General features: G+C 62.6%; 13 protein-coding genes. 10 read left to right on the top strand and 3 right to left on the bottom strand.

The genetic code is table 11. The features are described 5' to 3' along the window. Window positions 1–23 precede the first annotated feature (23 nt). Window positions 24–1,646 carry an acyl-CoA synthetase gene (locus tag QU606_RS14935; RefSeq protein WP_024074647.1) on the bottom strand — a complete coding sequence of 541 codons (1,623 nt, stop codon included), beginning with the start codon at window positions 1,644–1,646 and terminating at the stop codon, window positions 24–26. Between the two features lie 239 nt (window positions 1,647–1,885). Here QU606_RS14935 and QU606_RS14940 point away from each other — a divergent pair, with 239 nt between their 5' ends. Next, the gene (locus QU606_RS14940) at window positions 1,886–3,730 is read left to right on the top strand and encodes a PAS domain S-box protein (RefSeq protein WP_069075673.1); all 1,845 of its coding nucleotides are present in this window, start codon (window positions 1,886–1,888) and stop codon (window positions 3,728–3,730) included. Between the two features lie 4 nt (window positions 3,731–3,734). After that, on the top strand, window positions 3,735–4,370 hold the full coding sequence (locus QU606_RS14945) for a response regulator transcription factor (RefSeq protein ID WP_081329171.1): 636 nt from the start codon (window positions 3,735–3,737) through the stop codon (window positions 4,368–4,370). A 6-nt stretch (window positions 4,371–4,376) separates the two neighbouring features. On the opposite strand, the gene QU606_RS14950 is transcribed toward QU606_RS14945, so the two are convergent. Both QU606_RS14950 and QU606_RS14955 read right to left on the bottom strand, forming a co-directional pair. Beyond that, entirely contained in the window at window positions 4,377–4,991 is a 615-nt protein-coding gene (locus QU606_RS14950) for a TetR/AcrR family transcriptional regulator (RefSeq protein ID WP_069075675.1), read from the bottom strand. Continuing rightward, window positions 4,984–5,835 carry a 3-hydroxybutyryl-CoA dehydrogenase gene (locus QU606_RS14955; protein ID WP_024074651.1) on the bottom strand — a complete coding sequence of 284 codons (852 nt, stop codon included), beginning with the start codon at window positions 5,833–5,835 and terminating at the stop codon, window positions 4,984–4,986. The genes QU606_RS14950 and QU606_RS14955 overlap by 8 nt, the downstream gene beginning before the upstream one ends. 162 nt (window positions 5,836–5,997) lie before the next feature. Between QU606_RS14955 and QU606_RS14960 the strand changes: the two genes are divergently transcribed. The 8 genes from QU606_RS14960 to QU606_RS14995 all read left to right on the top strand — a co-directional run bounded on the left by QU606_RS14960 (window position 5,998) and on the right by QU606_RS14995 (window position 14,518). Continuing rightward, window positions 5,998–7,020 carry an AraC family transcriptional regulator gene (locus QU606_RS14960; protein ID WP_024074652.1) on the top strand — a complete coding sequence of 341 codons (1,023 nt, stop codon included), beginning with the start codon at window positions 5,998–6,000 and terminating at the stop codon, window positions 7,018–7,020. Window positions 7,021–7,387: 367 nt separating this feature from the next. Then, window positions 7,388–9,166, top strand: coding sequence for an acyl-CoA dehydrogenase (locus QU606_RS14965; protein ID WP_304998521.1), 1,779 nt, complete (start codon window positions 7,388–7,390; stop codon window positions 9,164–9,166). Window positions 9,167–9,383: 217 nt separating this feature from the next. Next, on the top strand, window positions 9,384–10,412 hold the full coding sequence (gene pstS, locus QU606_RS14970) for a phosphate ABC transporter substrate-binding protein PstS (protein ID WP_069075677.1): 1,029 nt from the start codon (window positions 9,384–9,386) through the stop codon (window positions 10,410–10,412). 74 nt (window positions 10,413–10,486) lie between these two features. Beyond that, on the top strand, window positions 10,487–11,452 hold the full coding sequence (gene pstC / locus QU606_RS14975; RefSeq protein ID WP_024074655.1) for a phosphate ABC transporter permease subunit PstC: 966 nt from the start codon (window positions 10,487–10,489) through the stop codon (window positions 11,450–11,452). Beyond that, window positions 11,452–12,363: a phosphate ABC transporter permease PstA gene (gene pstA / locus QU606_RS14980; protein WP_024074656.1), complete on the top strand. Its 912-nt coding sequence runs from the start codon at window positions 11,452–11,454 to the stop codon at window positions 12,361–12,363. The genes pstC and pstA overlap by 1 nt, the downstream gene beginning before the upstream one ends. A gap of 76 nt (window positions 12,364–12,439) precedes the next feature. Then, window positions 12,440–13,201 (top strand): phosphate ABC transporter ATP-binding protein PstB, encoded by a 762-nt coding sequence (pstB, locus tag QU606_RS14985; RefSeq protein ID WP_017847588.1) that lies wholly within the window; start codon window positions 12,440–12,442, stop codon window positions 13,199–13,201. A gap of 31 nt (window positions 13,202–13,232) precedes the next feature. Further along, window positions 13,233–13,931 carry a hypothetical protein gene (locus QU606_RS14990; protein ID WP_024074658.1) on the top strand — a complete coding sequence of 233 codons (699 nt, stop codon included), beginning with the start codon at window positions 13,233–13,235 and terminating at the stop codon, window positions 13,929–13,931. Further along, window positions 13,931–14,518: a hypothetical protein gene (locus QU606_RS14995; protein ID WP_024074659.1), complete on the top strand. Its 588-nt coding sequence runs from the start codon at window positions 13,931–13,933 to the stop codon at window positions 14,516–14,518. Before QU606_RS14990 ends, QU606_RS14995 begins: the two co-directional genes overlap by 1 nt. Window positions 14,519–14,638 lie beyond the last annotated feature (120 nt).

The following is a 14,638-nucleotide window of genomic DNA, read 5'->3' on the forward strand; positions in this document are numbered from 1 at the left end:
GACAATGTGGTCTGGGGTTCGGGCTAGAGCTTTTTCGCCATGTCCCTTAACACGAACTTCTGGATCTTGCCGGTCGAGGTCTTCGGCAACTGCGTGAACACCACCGTGCGCGGGACCTTGAAGCCCGCCAGGTGTTCTCGGCAGAAACTGATGATCTCGGCTTCGCGGACGTGGGGGTGGTCGGCCTTGAGGGTGATGAAGGCACAGGGCGTTTCACCCCATTTCTCATCGGGGCGGGCGACGACGGCTGCTTCCATGACGGCCGGGTGGCGGTACAGCACACCTTCGAGTTCGATGGTGGAGATATTCTCGCCGCCGGAAATGATGATGTCCTTGAGCCGGTCGCGGATTTCCACATAGCCGTCGGGGTGGGTCACCGCCAGGTCGCCGGTGTGGAACCAGCCGCCTTCGAACGCTTCGGCGGTGGCGGTCGGGTTCTTCAGGTAGCCCTTCATCACGGTATTGCCGCGCATGAAAATCTCACCGATGGTCTGGCCATCATGGGGCGTGGGTTCAAGGGTTTTCGGGTCGGCGACCATCACGCCTTCCAGGGTCGGGTAGCGCACACCTTGGCGTGCCTTGATCTGCGCCCGTTCTTCCAGGGGCAGGGCATCCCATTCGGCGTGCCAGGCGCAGAGGGTCACCGGGCCATAGACTTCGGTCAGGCCATAGACGTGGATGACCTTGATGCCCATTTCTTCCACGGCACCGATCACCTTGGCCGGTGGAGCGGCGCCGGCGACCATGGCGTTCACCGGGTGGTCGATGGCGGCCTTGGCCGAGTCCGGCATATTCACCAGCGCGTTGAGCACAATCGGCGCACCGCACAAGTGGGTGACCTGGTGCTCGCGGATCAGATTGAGGATTTTCTGCGGATCGACTCGGCGCAGGAACACATGCACCCCGGCCAAGGCCGTGATGATCCACGGGTAGCACCAGCCGTTGCAGTGGAACATCGGCAGGGTCCACAGGTATACGGGGTGGTTGCCGATCGCCCAGATCATCTGGTTGCCCAGGGAGTTGAGATAGGCGCCGCGGTGGTGATAGACCACGCCCTTGGGGTTGCCGGTGGTCCCCGAGGTGTAGTTCAGCGAAATGGCCTGCCATTCATCCTCCGGCCACTGCCAGGCGTAGTCCGGATCGCCTTCGGCCAGGAAGGCCTCGTAGTCCAGTTCGCTGACCGGCTGGCCTTCGCCGTATTCCGGGTCGTCGACGTCGATCACCAGCGGCGGATGGTCCAGCATGCCAATGGCGGCATGCACCACGTCATGGAACTCGCGGTCGGCGATCAGTACCTTGGCTTCGCCGTGGGCCAGCATGAACGCGATAGCCTCGGCATCCAGGCGCACATTGAGTGCATTGAGGACCGCGCCAATCATGGGCACGCCGAAATGCGCTTCGAGCATGGCCGGGATATTGGGCAGCATGACGGCCACCGTGTCGTTTTTGCCAATCCCGCGACCAGCCAGGGCAGACGCCAGGCGTCGGCAGCGACGATAGGTTTGCGCCCAGGTGGCGCGCACCGATCCGTGGATCACGGCAGGGTAGTCGGGATAGACGCTGGCGGTGCGTTCGATGAAACTCAACGGCGAGAGGGCGATGTGATTGACGCTGGTCGGCGCGAGGCCTTGCTCGTAAATGGACATGGTGCAAATACCCGGTGGCTGATTATTAGCTCTATTGGTCGAGGTGCTGGTGCTGGCCGCTCGGCGGACAACGCTGGCCTTGAGGCTTTAGCGTAGGCAAGCCGGCCCCAGCAGGAAAAGCGCGGTGACTTCTCCGGCCGCTTTTATATACTGTTCGCACGGATATATGGAAGTACTACCTGAGTTGTATAGTATATCTACTATATTTCGCTCACCGGCTTTCCCTCTGCATAGGTTCGATGATGATAGGCAACTCTGTGCGCGTGCCGCGCTGCTCGCCGCTGCTCGATCATGACCCGCAGCCGAGCCTCCTGTTGGACGCCCAGGCCCGGCCGCTGGAACTCAATGCGGCGCTGCGGGTATTGCTCGAGCAGCTGTCCCTGGCCGAGTGCGAAAGCCTGTTGCCGGTCAATTACGTGTCGCTCGTCCAGGCGTGCCTGGGGCAGGCGCGGGCGATCGAAAATGTCGAGGCGCAGTTCGCCGACCGCATCCTGGTGTGGACCTTTATTCCCGACCCTGGGGGCAATCGCGTACTGGCCCGTTGCCGGGACGCCAGTGCGCAGATTGCCGCCGAGCGCGAATCGGTCAAGGCCAGGCGCTTGTACCGGCTGATCATCGAAAACACCACCGACCTGATTTCCCGGCACACGCCCGACGGCTGTTTTCTCGATGCCTCGCCGGCGTCCTGGGCCTTGCTGGGGTATTGGCCGGGGGAGTTGCGTGGGCGCCCGGCGCAACGCCTGTTTCACCGCCAGGGCTTGGCCAGGCTGGCGCGTCGCGCCCGTGAGGGCCTGGAGCAGGACGGTTACTACACGATGACCTATCGCATCCGCCATCGTCAGGGGCATTACCTGTGGTTCGAGACGGCCTGCCGGGCAATCCGCGAGACCTACACGGGGGCGGTGGTGGAGGTGGTCAGCGTGTCCCGCGATATCACGGCCAGGGTCCAGGCCGAGGAAACCACCCGGCGCCTGGCCGAGGTGGTGGAGGCCCACACCGACCCCGTGTTGTTTATCCAGCCCGGCGGGGCCGTGACCTATCTCAACCCTGCCGCTCGACGCATCCTGGGGTTGCTTGAATCGCCGCAGATGCCGAGCCTGGCGCAGTTTCTCGGCAGCGAGGTCCTGGCCTGCCTGCACCGCGAAGGCTGGAGTAATGCGGAACGCCATGGCCGCTGGAGCCTCGACACGCGCCTGCAACCGCTGGGTGGGGCGGTGACGGTGCCCGTGGTGCTGATGTTGCTGGCGCATCGCTCTGCCAGCGGCGAGCGTTTTTATTCCCTGGTGGTTCGCGACCTCACTGAACGGGAGTTGCGCGAGGCTCAACAGCGTCATCACCAGGATGAACTGGCCCACACCGCGCGCCTGGTGACCCTGGGGGAACTGGCGTCGGGCATTGCCCATGAAATGAACCAGCCCCTGGCGGCCGTGGTGAACTACGCCAACGCCAGCCAGCGTTACCTGAGTGCCCTGGGCAGCGACTCCCCGGCGGCCGAACGGGTGGCGCAGGGCCTGGAGCGGATCTCCGTGCATGCCAACCATGCCGCGCAAGTGATCAAGCGCCTGCGCGCATTCCTGCGCAAGGGCCGACGGCGCATGGAGGCGTTGAACCCCCGGGAGGTGGCCCGCGAAGCGGTACGCCTGTGCGCCTGGGAGGCCGGCGATTGCCAGGTGACGATCGAGGATCGCCTGCCGGATAATCTGCCGCTGATCTACGCCGACCGCGTGCTGCTGGAGCAGGTGCTGTTGAACCTGCTGCGCAATGCCATCGAGGCGAATCGCGAAGCCCATCCCGGCCGGCCCTCGCGCCTGGTCATCGGCGCCGTGGCGCAGCGTGACGGCTGGGTGCAGATCGACGTCAGCGACCAGGGCCCCGGTGTATCACCGGCCCAACTGGAGCAGATATTTACCCCGTTCTACACCAGCAAGGCCAATGGCCTGGGCCTGGGCTTGTCCATGAGTCGCAGCATCATCGAAGGTTTCGGTGGCGAGTTGCAGGCTGTGCCGATGTCGGCAGGCCTGCAAATGTGCTGTCGCTTGCCGGCACATGCCCAGGGCGGTGCAACACAACAACAACAGGAATGAAGGCATGGTCAGCGTGACGGAACAGGTGGTGTATGTGGTGGATGACGACCAGGGGATGCTCGACTCGACCGTCTGGTTGCTGGAGTCGGTGGGCCTCAAGGCGCTGCCGTTTACCAGTGGCCGCGACTTTCTTGAGGCCTGCGACAGCCGCCTCAATGCCTGCGTGCTGCTGGATGTGCGCATGCCCGGCATGGGCGGCCTGAATGTCCAGGAGCACATGCGCAGCCGAGACTTGCACCTGCCGGTGATTTTCGTCAGTGGCCACGCCGACGTGCCGATCGTAGTCCGTGCCTTCAAGGCCGGTGCCCATGACTTTATCGAAAAGCCCTACAACGAACAGTTGCTGCTGGACAGCGTGCAGCAAGCCCTGAGCAAAGCCGATCAACACCACAGCCTGGGCGAAGGGCCTGCGCGGGTCCAGGCGCGCCTGCAACAACTGACGCCACGGGAGCGCGATGTGTTGCTCCCGCTGGTGCAGGGCTACACCAACCGGGAAATCGCCGAGCAGTTGGGTGTCAGCGTCAAGACCATCGATCTGTATCGCGCACGGGTGATGAAACGCATGGCGGCCAGTCATTTACCGGAGCTGGTGGGCATGGCGATTGCCGCCGGCCTGGTCGACCCCCTGCACCTGCGCTGAGGCGGCTCAGGCCACGGCAACCTGCAGGCTCGGCCGGTCACTGGGCCTTGTCGCCAGCATGCGCTCGATGGCACCGGTGAGCAGGTTCTCCAGCAGTTCGGTGCGTTCCGCCTCATCCAGCGCCTGATCGGCCAGCCAGCTCGGCGCGTTGTTCAGCAGCGTGGCGATGGCGTGGCCAGCGGCTTGCAGGGCCTGGGCACTCAGGCGCCGCGGCCGGCCGAGCATCTGCAACAGTCGGCGTTCGTATTGTTCGCGCAACTGCCGCACCCGCAGTTGCTGGTCTTGCGTGAGACAACCGCTGTCACGCTCCACCAGGCGGAAATGCCAGGGCATCTCTTCATGCAGCCTCAGGTGCGCGTGGATCAGCCGTTGCAGATTGTCCTGGCGCGAGCGTGGTCGCTGCTCGACGCGCCCCAGGGTGGTCAGCAGTTCTTCGTAGAACTCTTCGATCAGGTCCAGCAGCAGATGCTGCTTGCTGGGATAGTGGTGATACAGCGAGCCCGGGGTGAGCCCCAGGCTACTCGCCAGCTCGCGCATGCCGACTTGACCGAAGCCTTTGCTGGCCAGCAGTTCCAGGGCCTTGTTGCGGTGTTCGCACAGGCGCGAGCGATATTCAGCCATAGCTATGGAAGCCGCGCCCGGTCTTGCGCCCCAGGTAACCGGCGGCGACCATCTCCCGCAGCAGCGGGGCGCTGCGGTATTTGCTGTCCTGGAAGCCGTCGTAGAAGGCCTCCAGGATCGCCAGCAGGGTATCCAGGCCGATCAGGTCGGCCAGTGCCAGCGGGCCGATCGGCTGGTTGCAGCCCAGGCACATGCCGGCGTCGATGTCTTCGGCGCTGGCCAGGCCCTCCTGGAGCACCAGGATCGCTTCGTTGATCATCGGCACCAGGATGCGGTTGACCACAAAGCCTGGGCGATTGCCGGCGGTGATCGCGGTTTTGCCCAGGTACTGGGCCAGCTCGATGGCCTGGGCGTGGGTCGCGTCACTGGTCTGCAGGCCCCGGATCACTTCGATCAGGCCCATCACCGGCACCGGGTTGAAAAAATGCAGGCCGATAAAGCGCTCGGGGGCGTTGACGCTCGCTGCCAGTTCGGTGATGGACAGCGACGAGGTATTGGAGGCAATCACGCACCGCTCATCGACGTGCGCGGCGATCTGTTGCAACACGCGTCGTTTCAGCTCGAGGTTTTCCGTGGCGGCCTCGATCACCCATTGCACAGGCGCCAGGCTGGTGTAGTCGGTGCTGGTGCGGATCTTGTCCAGGGCGGCGTGCTTCTGCGACTCGCTGAGCAGCCCCTTGCTGACCTGGCGATCAAGGTTCTTGCCCACCGTGGCCAGGGCTTTTTCCAGGGCACCGGCGCAGATGTCCAGCAAGGTCACGTTAATGCCGGCCACTGCGCAGACCTGGGCGATGCCGTTACCCATGGTGCCCGCGCCGATTATGCCGATAGTCTGCAAATTCATCGTCAGTCTCTCTTCTCAAGGTGCGCTGCCTTTGCAGGGCAGGCACGCCTTGCAATACGGAGCATTGGGCGAGAGTCTAGGGCCCGACAATGTGGCGGCCTATGCCGTAACCTGTCAGTTGTATTGGCGTTTCTTACCATGTTCACGCTACAGGACCCCAGAATGATGCCCACGCGGGAAAAGGATTCGGTTGCCGTCTACTTCGTGCAGGTCATGATCCATGCGCTGCGCGACCAGCCTGAGCGGCAGGCCGCGGTGCTGGCCGAAGCGGGCATTGCGCCGGCGCTGCTGAATCAGCCCGAGGCCCGGGTGCCGGCCAGTGCGTTTGCGGCGTTATGGCTGATCCAGATTCGCGAGTTGAACGACGAGTTCTTCCGGCTCGACTCCCATGGCATGCCGCCGGGCAGTTTCGCCCTGATCTGCCGGGGGCTGATCCAGGAACCGAACCTGGGCAAGGCACTCACCCAGTGCCTGGCCAGTTTCTCCCTGTTCCTGCGCGATTTTCGCGGCAGCCTCAGCGTGCAGGGCAAGCGCGCGGTGCTGCGCCTGGAGGCCGGCGGCGGCGATGACGACACCCGTCGTTATGGCGAAGAAACCTTTCTGGTGCTGATGATCAGCCTGCTGTGCTGGTTGGGTGGCCGACGCGTGCCCATCGATCGCGCCGATTTCCGCCATGCCCGTCCGCCCCAGAGCGACGACCTGTTGCTGTGGGGCTACAACCTGACGTTTGGCGCCGAGCGCACCGAAATCGAATTTGCCAGCAGCTACCTGCACCTGGCCGTGGTCCAGGACCTGGCTTCGCTCAAGGTGTTCCTGCGCAGCGCGCCGCAATGGCTGGTGATCCGCTTTCGCAACCCACATGGCGTCTCGACCCAGGTGTACCAGCGCCTGCGTGGCAGTCATTACAGCCAATGGCCGGCCCTGGAGGACTTGGCGGTGGACTTGCACATGAGCCCCAGTACCTTGCGCCGACGCCTGGAGCGCGAGGGCTGTTCGTTTCAGGAGATCAAGGATGAAGTCCGGCGCAGCATGGCGCTGGAGCTGCTGTGCCAGACACGGGCCAGCATTGGTGAAATCGCCGCGCACAGTGGTTTCCAGGAGCCCAGCGCGTTTCATCGGGCCTTCAAGAAGTGGACCGGTGAAAGCCCTGGCCGTTACCGCGACCGCGTCCAGGGCAAGCCCTAATGCCATTCAGTCAGGGCTTTTTTGTAGGAGCGAGCTTGCTCGCGAAGAACCCGCAGGCGCCGCGTTCATTCAGGAAGCACGCGTTATCGTTGACGTTTTTCGCGAGCAAGCTCGCTCCTACAAACAAGCCTTAACTGAATGAGCCCGCTCCCCACCGTTACAGTGTTCCTCCTTCAGTGAGAGTGTCCGTTTACGTCAGTTTTTCGACGGATTTGGTAATTGCCAGGGCGCACTCGCTCAACGCTCAATAGCGCTATGTGCTGCGGGCTCCGCAGTACACCTGGGTTTTTGCCGATGGCCGTCTGGGTCAATCGCCAGCGGCGAAGGCGGTAGCAGCCTGTCTAACGAGTCAACGAGGAAAGCAGCAATGAGTGGTTATGCCCATCCGTACCGCGATATCGAATTCGTGCTGGAGGAATTGGTCGGGTTTGAGCGGTTATGCGCGAGCGCCGGGCTTCAGGATGTCAATAACGAGCTGGTCTCGGCCATTTTGAGCGAGGCCGGCCGCTTGGGTTCCGGCGTGCTGGCACCGCTCAACCGGGTCGGCGATACCCAGGGGGCGCGGTTGGGCGAGCAGGGTGTGCAGGAAACGCCGGGGTTTGCCGATGCCTATCGGCAGTTCCAGGAGGGCGGCTGGCCCTCGTTGACGGCGGCGGAGCAGCATGGCGGGCAGAACCTGCCCAACGTGATCGGCACGGCCGTCAATGAAATCTGGCACAGCGCCAATATGGCGTTCGCCCTGTGCCCGATGTTGACCCAAGGCGCCATCGAGGCCATTGCCCATCACGGCTCGGCCGAACTGCAGGCGCACTACCTGCCCAAACTGGTCAGTGGCGAATGGACTGGCACCATGAACCTCACCGAACCGGATGCCGGCTCCGACCTGGCCGCGATCAAGAGCCGGGCGGTCCCCCAGGGCGATCATTACCTGATCAGCGGCCAGAAGATCTTCATCACCTGGGGCGACCACAAGATGACCGACAACGTCGTGCACCTGGTGCTGGCGCGGTTGCCAGAGGCTCCGGTGGGCGTCAAGGGCCTTTCATTGTTCGTGGTGCCGAAGTTCTTGCTCGACGCCCAGGGCCGGCCAGGTGCGCGCAATCATGTGCAGTGCATTTCCCTGGAACACAAACTGGGCATTCATGGCAGCCCCACCTGCGTGATGAACTTTGGTGACCCCGAAGGGGCCGTCGGCTATTTGCTCGGTGAACCGCACACGGGCCTGGCCTGCATGTTCACCATGATGAACCACGCCCGCCAGAGTGTCGGGTTGCAGGGGCTGGCGATTGCCGAACGGGCCTACCAGCAGGCGCGTCAATACGCCAAGGACCGCCTGCAAGGCTCGCGTAAGGACGGCAGCCGTTTCTCGATCATCCACTTTCCGGATGTGCGCCGGATGTTGTTGCAGATGAAAGCGTCCATCGAAGCCATGCGCGCGTTGGCCCTGGTGGCCGCGGCGGAAGTCGACCGTGCCGCGTGCGCAGCCACGGCAGACCTTGCGCGCGAGCATCAGGGCCGGGTCGACCTGTGGACCCCGATCGTCAAGGGCTGGCTGACCGAGCTGGCCCAGGAGGTCACCTCCCTGGGCGTGCAAATCCACGGCGGCATGGGGTTTATCGAAGAGACCGGCGCGGCCCAGCATTATCGTGACGCCCGTATCCTCACCATTTATGAAGGCACCACCGGTATCCAGGCGCTTGACCTGGTTGGGCGCAAGACCCTGCTGAACCAGGGCGAGCTGTTGAACAACCTGCTGGATGAAATGCATGAAACCGTCGAGCAACTGCACCGCATCGACGCCCTCGCGTACCAGGCGGTGACGCTGGAGGCCGCACTCGGGGCCGGACGCCAGGCCTTGTCCCTGTTACTCGACCAGGCCAAACACGATGGGGATTGGGCGGGCAGCGTCAGCGTTAACTACCTGATGCTGTTCGGCTACCTGTCGGGCGGCTGGCTCATGGCGCGCTCGGCGGTGCAGGCGCATGCGCGCCTGGCCGCCGGCACGGGCGACGCCAGCTTCCTTGAAGCCAAGGGCATCAGCGCACGTTTCTATGCCGAGCAACTGCTGCCCCGCGTGCACGCCTTGCTGGCGGCGATCAGCGCCGGGAGCGCGAGCATCATGGCGTTGGAGGAAGAGCAGTTCTGACCGCCGCGTTGTAGCGTCTGCAGCCGGGGGTACCTCACGGCTGCAGACGCCATTGGCCAGGGCGGCGTCAGTTGCATGTGTTATGAGGTAATAACGTCGAAATTGGCCGCTGTGGCGATAAATGGGGACAAAAACGCTGCCTGCCATTCAACATTCATAAAAACGTAACAACACTGCTGCAAAGTTCGGGAGCCCTTAAACACAAGGAGTTCCCTTAATGAAAAGCTTGATGAAGTCTGTTGCACTCGCCGTTACGGTATCGCTGTGCGGCACCACGGTGTTCGCTGCCGAGAGCGTCCGCCTGACCGGCTCCGGCGCCAGTTTCCCTGCACCGATCTACCTCACCTGGTTCAAGGACTTCAGCAAGAAAAGCGAAGGTGTCACCGTGGATTACCAATCCAAGGGCAGCGGCGCGGGTGTACAGGACTTCCTGAATAAAACCGTCGACTTCGCCGCCAGTGACTCGGCGATGAAAGACGAAGACATCGCCAAGGTCGCCGAAGGCGCGCAGTTGCTGCCGATGACCGCGGGCGAAATCGTGCTGGCCTACAACCTGCCGGGCAACCCCAAGGGCCTGAAGCTGCCACGGGATGTGTACTCCAACATCTTCCTGGGCAAGATCACCAAGTGGAACGATCCGCAGATCGTCGCCGCCAACCCTGACCTGAAACTGACCGATACGCCGATCACCGTGGTTGTGCGTGCAGACTCCAGCGGTACCACGGCGGTCTTCACCAAGCACCTGGCAGCGATCAATCCGCAGTTCCAGAAAGAGCTGGGTGAGGGCAACACCGTCAACTGGCCAGCCAGCGACAAATTCATCAAATCGCCCAAGAACGATGGTGTGACCGCCACCGTACGCCAGACCCCGGGCGCTATTGGCTACATCGAATACGGCTTCGCCAAGCTGGCCAAGGTTGACTTTGCCCAACTGCAAAACAAGTCCGGTCATTACGTCGTGCCGAACGCCGAAAGCGGTGCCGAAGCCCTGGCCGCGGTGAAAATGCCGGAAAGCCTGGTGGCCTGGCTGCCGGACCCGGACGGTGCCAAGTCGTACCCGATCACCTCCTACACCTGGATGATCTTCCGCAAGCAGAACGGCAACCCGGCCAAGGCCAAGGCCATGCGTGAAATGGTCGAGTACAGCCTGACCGAGGGGCAGAAAATCGCCGACTCGATGGGTTATATCCCGCTGCCGAAATCGGTCGTGGACCAGGTTCGCAAAGCGTCCGCCAACATCCAGTAACGCGCTTAGGGCCTCTCTCGGTGTGTGCTGCCAGCCATGCCGGGAGCGCTTCCCCCCTGTTCCGGAACTCGCCAATGAACACACCTTTTGTCGTACCGGTTAACCCGGATTCTGCCTGCCAGCCACCGTCTACGAAGGATTTCCTGGTTGACCGGACCTTCCGTGCGCTTGCGCGAATAGGGGTGGTGCTGGTGCTGGCATTGGTCTTTGCCTTGGTCTTCGAGGTGGGACGCAAAGCCCTTCCCGGCATGGAAAAGCACGGTTTTGACGTATTGCTCGGCAGCGTCTGGGACGTCAACCAGGGCAAGTACGGCATTCTGCCGGCTATTTGGGGCACGCTGTACAGCGCCCTGATCGCCTTGTTGATCGCCGGGTTTTTCGGCGTCAGCATGGCGATTTTCCTGACCCAGGACTTCCTGCCCGCAAAACTGGCCGCCGTGTTTCGTACCATCGTCGAATTGCTCGCCGCGATCCCCAGCGTGGTGTACGGCCTGTGGGGCATCTACGTGGTGATTCCGGCCATTCGCCCGCTGACGGCCTGGTTGAACACTGAACTGGGCTGGATCCCGTTTTTCGGCACGTCCTTGAGCGGGCCGGGGCTGCTCCCGGCGGCGCTGGTACTGGCCATCATGATTCTGCCGACCATTGCCGCGGTGTCCCAGGACGCCCTGACCGCCGTGCCGATGAAAACCAAGCAAGCGGCCTATGGCATGGGCACCACCCATTGGGAAGCGATCCTCAAGGTGATGGTCCCGTCCGCCGCCACCGGTATTTTCGGCTCGCTGGTCCTGGGCCTGGGCCGCGCGCTGGGTGAAACCATGGCCCTGGCCATGCTGGTCGGTAACGCGAACAACATCTCCCTGTCGCTGTTTGCCCCGGCCAATACCCTGGCGGCCTTGCTGGCGCTGAACTTCCCCGAAGCCGGGCCGAACGAGATCGAGGTGTTGATGTACGCGGCACTGGTGCTGATGTTGATCACGCTGATCGTGAACGTCTTCGGCTCCATGATCATGATGTATGCCCAACGGGGTAATAAGTGATGACTGATCTCACTGCAGCAACCGACCTGACCGCGCCCGCAGGCGCGATGCCCAGCTTGCAGCGCAAGTTCGAAGGCCGCGCCCTGCGTAGCCTGGTATTGACCACTCTGGTCTGGGGCGGCGCGCTACTGGCCAGCGTGCCGCTGATCTCCGTGCTCTACATGCTGATCATGCGCGGCGGGGCGCGCCTGAGCCTGGAAGTGTTCACCGAGTTGCCTCCGACGGGGTTCGAGACGGGCGGTGGCTTCGGCAACGCCATGGCCGGCACCTTTGTGATGGTCGGTATCGCGGCGGCTATCGCCGTACCGGTCGGCATCATGGCGGCGATCTTCCTGGCCGAACTGGGGCCGGACAGCAAGCTGGCCAACGCCTCGCGCTTTGCCGCCAAGATGCTCACGGGGCTGCCTTCCATCCTGGCCGGGGTGTTTGCCTATGCCCTGGTGGTGATGACCACCGGGACCTACTCGGCCCCGGCGGGCGGCGTGGCACTGGCGGTCCTGATGCTGCCCATCGTGGTGCTGACGGCGGAAGAGTCGATGAGGATGGTGCCCAAGATCATGAAGGATGCGGCCTACGGCATGGGCTGCACACGCTCGCAGGTCATCTGGAAAATCGTCTTGCCCACCGGCCTGCCGGCGATCCTCACGGGCGTCATGCTGGCCGTGGCGCGAGCGGCGGGCGAAACCGCGCCGTTGTTGTTTACCGCGCTGTTCAGCAACTACTGGATCTACCACGACGGCAGCCTGGCCGTCATGAATCCGACGGCCTCGTTGGCCGTGCTGATTTACAACTTTTCAGGCATGCCCTTCGACAACCAGCTTGAGCTCGCCTGGGCGGCCTCGCTGGTGCTGGTCATGATCGTGCTGGTCGTAAATATCGTCAGCCGTATTTTCGGCAAGCCCAAGTATTGAGAACGGGAGCACCTGAATTTTGAACGTATCAACTGCGCAACGAGCCGCTCCGTTTGTCACCCAGGCGCCTGTGGTCATGGACTGCAAACTGGACAAGATTTTCTACGGCAACTTCATGGCCGTGCGTGACAGCCATGTGCCGATCGAAAAAAACAAGATCACCGGCTTCATCGGGCCTTCCGGCTGCGGCAAAAGTACCGTGCTGCGTAGCCTCAACCGCATGAACGATCTGGTGAAGGGCTTTCGCTTCGAGGGCCATGTGCATTTCCTCGGGCAGGACGTCTACGGCAAGGGCGTTGATCCAGTGGTCGTGCGCCGCTATATCGGCATGGTGTTTCAACAGCCGAACCCGTTTTCGATGAGCATCTTCGACAACGTCGCCTTCGGCCTGCGCCTCAACCGCTACAAGGGCGACCTGGGTGATCGCGTCAAGCACGCCCTGCAAGGCGCCGCGCTGTGGGATGAGGTCAAGGACAAGCTCAAGGTCAGCGGCCTGTCGCTGTCCGGTGGCCAGCAGCAACGGCTGTGTATCGCCCGAGCCATCGCCACCGAGCCGGAGGTGCTGTTGCTCGACGAGCCTTGTTCCGCGCTGGACCCGATCGCCACCCGCCGGGTCGAGGAACTGATGGTCGAGTTGAAGAAGGACTACACCATCGCGCTGGTCACCCACAATATGCAGCAGGCCATCCGCGTGGCGGACACCACGGCCTTCTTCTCAGTGGACATTTCCCAGGGCACGCGCACCGGCTACCTGGTGGAGATGGGCCCCACCGCGCAGATTTTCGACAACCCGCGCGAACAAATGACCGGGGACTACATCAGCGGCAAGTTCAGCTGACCCACTTATCCAACGTTTCTCAGGATTGCCAATGCCTGCAACACGTCGCCTTGATTTGCCCGCGATCGAACGCGCACTGCGTGAGGTACAGAGCCGCTTTGCCGAACTCAGCCGGCACTTTACCGAGCCGCGCGACCCCTTGACGGACGAAGTGCTGCACAACGTGCTTGAAGGCTACGCGCTGATTGACGATTATGTCGCTCGCGGCGTCGACCTGTTCGATCTGCAGCAACTGAACCTGATGCTGGAGATCAACGCCACCGTGCTCTGCGGCAAGGACCCGGTGCGTCGGCTGGAATACGCCCAGCACCTGGCGGCCACCGAGGAGCACTTTTTCAACAACGTTGAAGGTGGCATCAAGGACTTGTACAACTGGTATTGCGCGTATCGCAGTGAGTCCGTGTGGAAGCGTGCCGCGGGTGTGTATGTGCGCATCCTCAGCAAGCCGCAATTGTTCATCGAGGGCAACAACCGCAGTGGCTCGCTGATCGTCAGCTACTTGCTGATGCGCGCCGGGTTGCCGCCGTTCGTGCTGACGCTGGATAACGCCGAGGGCTATTTCAACCCGTCCTCGGTCATACGCAACTCCGCCAAGCATGGCGTCAAGGCGTTGTACGAATTGCCCAAGATCAAGAAAAAATACGCTGCGTTCCTGGAAGATAAGGCGCCTGATCCAATGAAGTTTTTCCTGAGCGACACCGCCGTGCCTGCCTATCAGGGAGGCCTTTGATGGGACGGTATTCAGTGACCGACACGCTCCAGCGCCTGTTCAAACGCCCGCGCATCCGTATCTCGTTTGATATCGATGACACATTGGCCTGCCAGCTCCACCATAGCGCCGTCGAACGCAGCCGGCTGCCGGCCTGTGTCCACCGGTTGCTCGGCGAGCCGCTGCGCCTGGGGACACGCGCCCTGACCCGCGAACTGCGCCGCCAGGGTTGCAGCATCTGGGTCTATACCTCGTCCGGTCGCACACCGTCCTATATTCGGCGTTGGCTCATGCTGTATGGCATCCGTGTCGACGGTGTGGTCAACAGCGTGCTGCACAACCGTGCGCTGACGGTGCATGGCCTGTCGAATACCCCCTCCAAATTTCCGCCGGCCTTCGATATCGACTTGCATGTCGATGATTCCGAAGGTGTGCGCAGTGAAGGCCATGACCATGGTTTCCGCGTGGTCGTGGTGGACCCGCAGGACGAAAACTGGGCACAGCGAGTGCTGGATGCCGTCGCTCATGTCCAGGCGCAACTCGCCCGGCAGCAACCGCTCAGGCACCCACAGCCTGCGCGACCACGGGCGCAAGTGTTCTCCTCCTGAGCATGGGTATCTGCTTTGGTGAGCGGGCTTGTCCTAATGCCGTTCAGTTAAGGCTTTTTTGTAGGAGCGAGCTTGCTCGCGAAGAACTCACAGGCGCCGCGTTCACTCAGGAAACACGCG

Source organism: Pseudomonas sp. OVF7 (assembly GCF_030644265.1).
GTDB classification, from domain to species: domain Bacteria; phylum Pseudomonadota; class Gammaproteobacteria; order Pseudomonadales; family Pseudomonadaceae; genus Aquipseudomonas; species Aquipseudomonas gorinensis.

Coding starts and splice junctions, on each gene's coding strand:
- pstS (WP_069075677.1), top strand. CDS start 9,384: ATGAAAAGCTTGATGAAGTCTGTTGCACTCGCCGTTACGGTATCGCTG.
- pstA (WP_024074656.1), top strand. CDS start 11,452: ATGACTGATCTCACTGCAGCAACCGACCTGACCGCGCCCGCAGGCGCG.
- QU606_RS14935 (WP_024074647.1), bottom strand. CDS start 1,646: ATGTCCATTTACGAGCAAGGCCTCGCGCCGACCAGCGTCAATCACATC.
- QU606_RS14995 (WP_024074659.1), top strand. CDS start 13,931: ATGGGACGGTATTCAGTGACCGACACGCTCCAGCGCCTGTTCAAACGC.
- QU606_RS14990 (WP_024074658.1), top strand. CDS start 13,233: ATGCCTGCAACACGTCGCCTTGATTTGCCCGCGATCGAACGCGCACTG.
- QU606_RS14945 (WP_081329171.1), top strand. CDS start 3,735: ATGGTCAGCGTGACGGAACAGGTGGTGTATGTGGTGGATGACGACCAG.
- QU606_RS14950 (WP_069075675.1), bottom strand. CDS start 4,991: ATGGCTGAATATCGCTCGCGCCTGTGCGAACACCGCAACAAGGCCCTG.
- QU606_RS14940 (WP_069075673.1), top strand. CDS start 1,886: ATGATGATAGGCAACTCTGTGCGCGTGCCGCGCTGCTCGCCGCTGCTC.
- pstB (WP_017847588.1), top strand. CDS start 12,440: ATGGACTGCAAACTGGACAAGATTTTCTACGGCAACTTCATGGCCGTG.
- QU606_RS14965 (WP_304998521.1), top strand. CDS start 7,388: ATGAGTGGTTATGCCCATCCGTACCGCGATATCGAATTCGTGCTGGAG.
- pstC (WP_024074655.1), top strand. CDS start 10,487: ATGAACACACCTTTTGTCGTACCGGTTAACCCGGATTCTGCCTGCCAG.
- QU606_RS14955 (WP_024074651.1), bottom strand. CDS start 5,835: ATGAATTTGCAGACTATCGGCATAATCGGCGCGGGCACCATGGGTAAC.
- QU606_RS14960 (WP_024074652.1), top strand. CDS start 5,998: ATGATGCCCACGCGGGAAAAGGATTCGGTTGCCGTCTACTTCGTGCAG.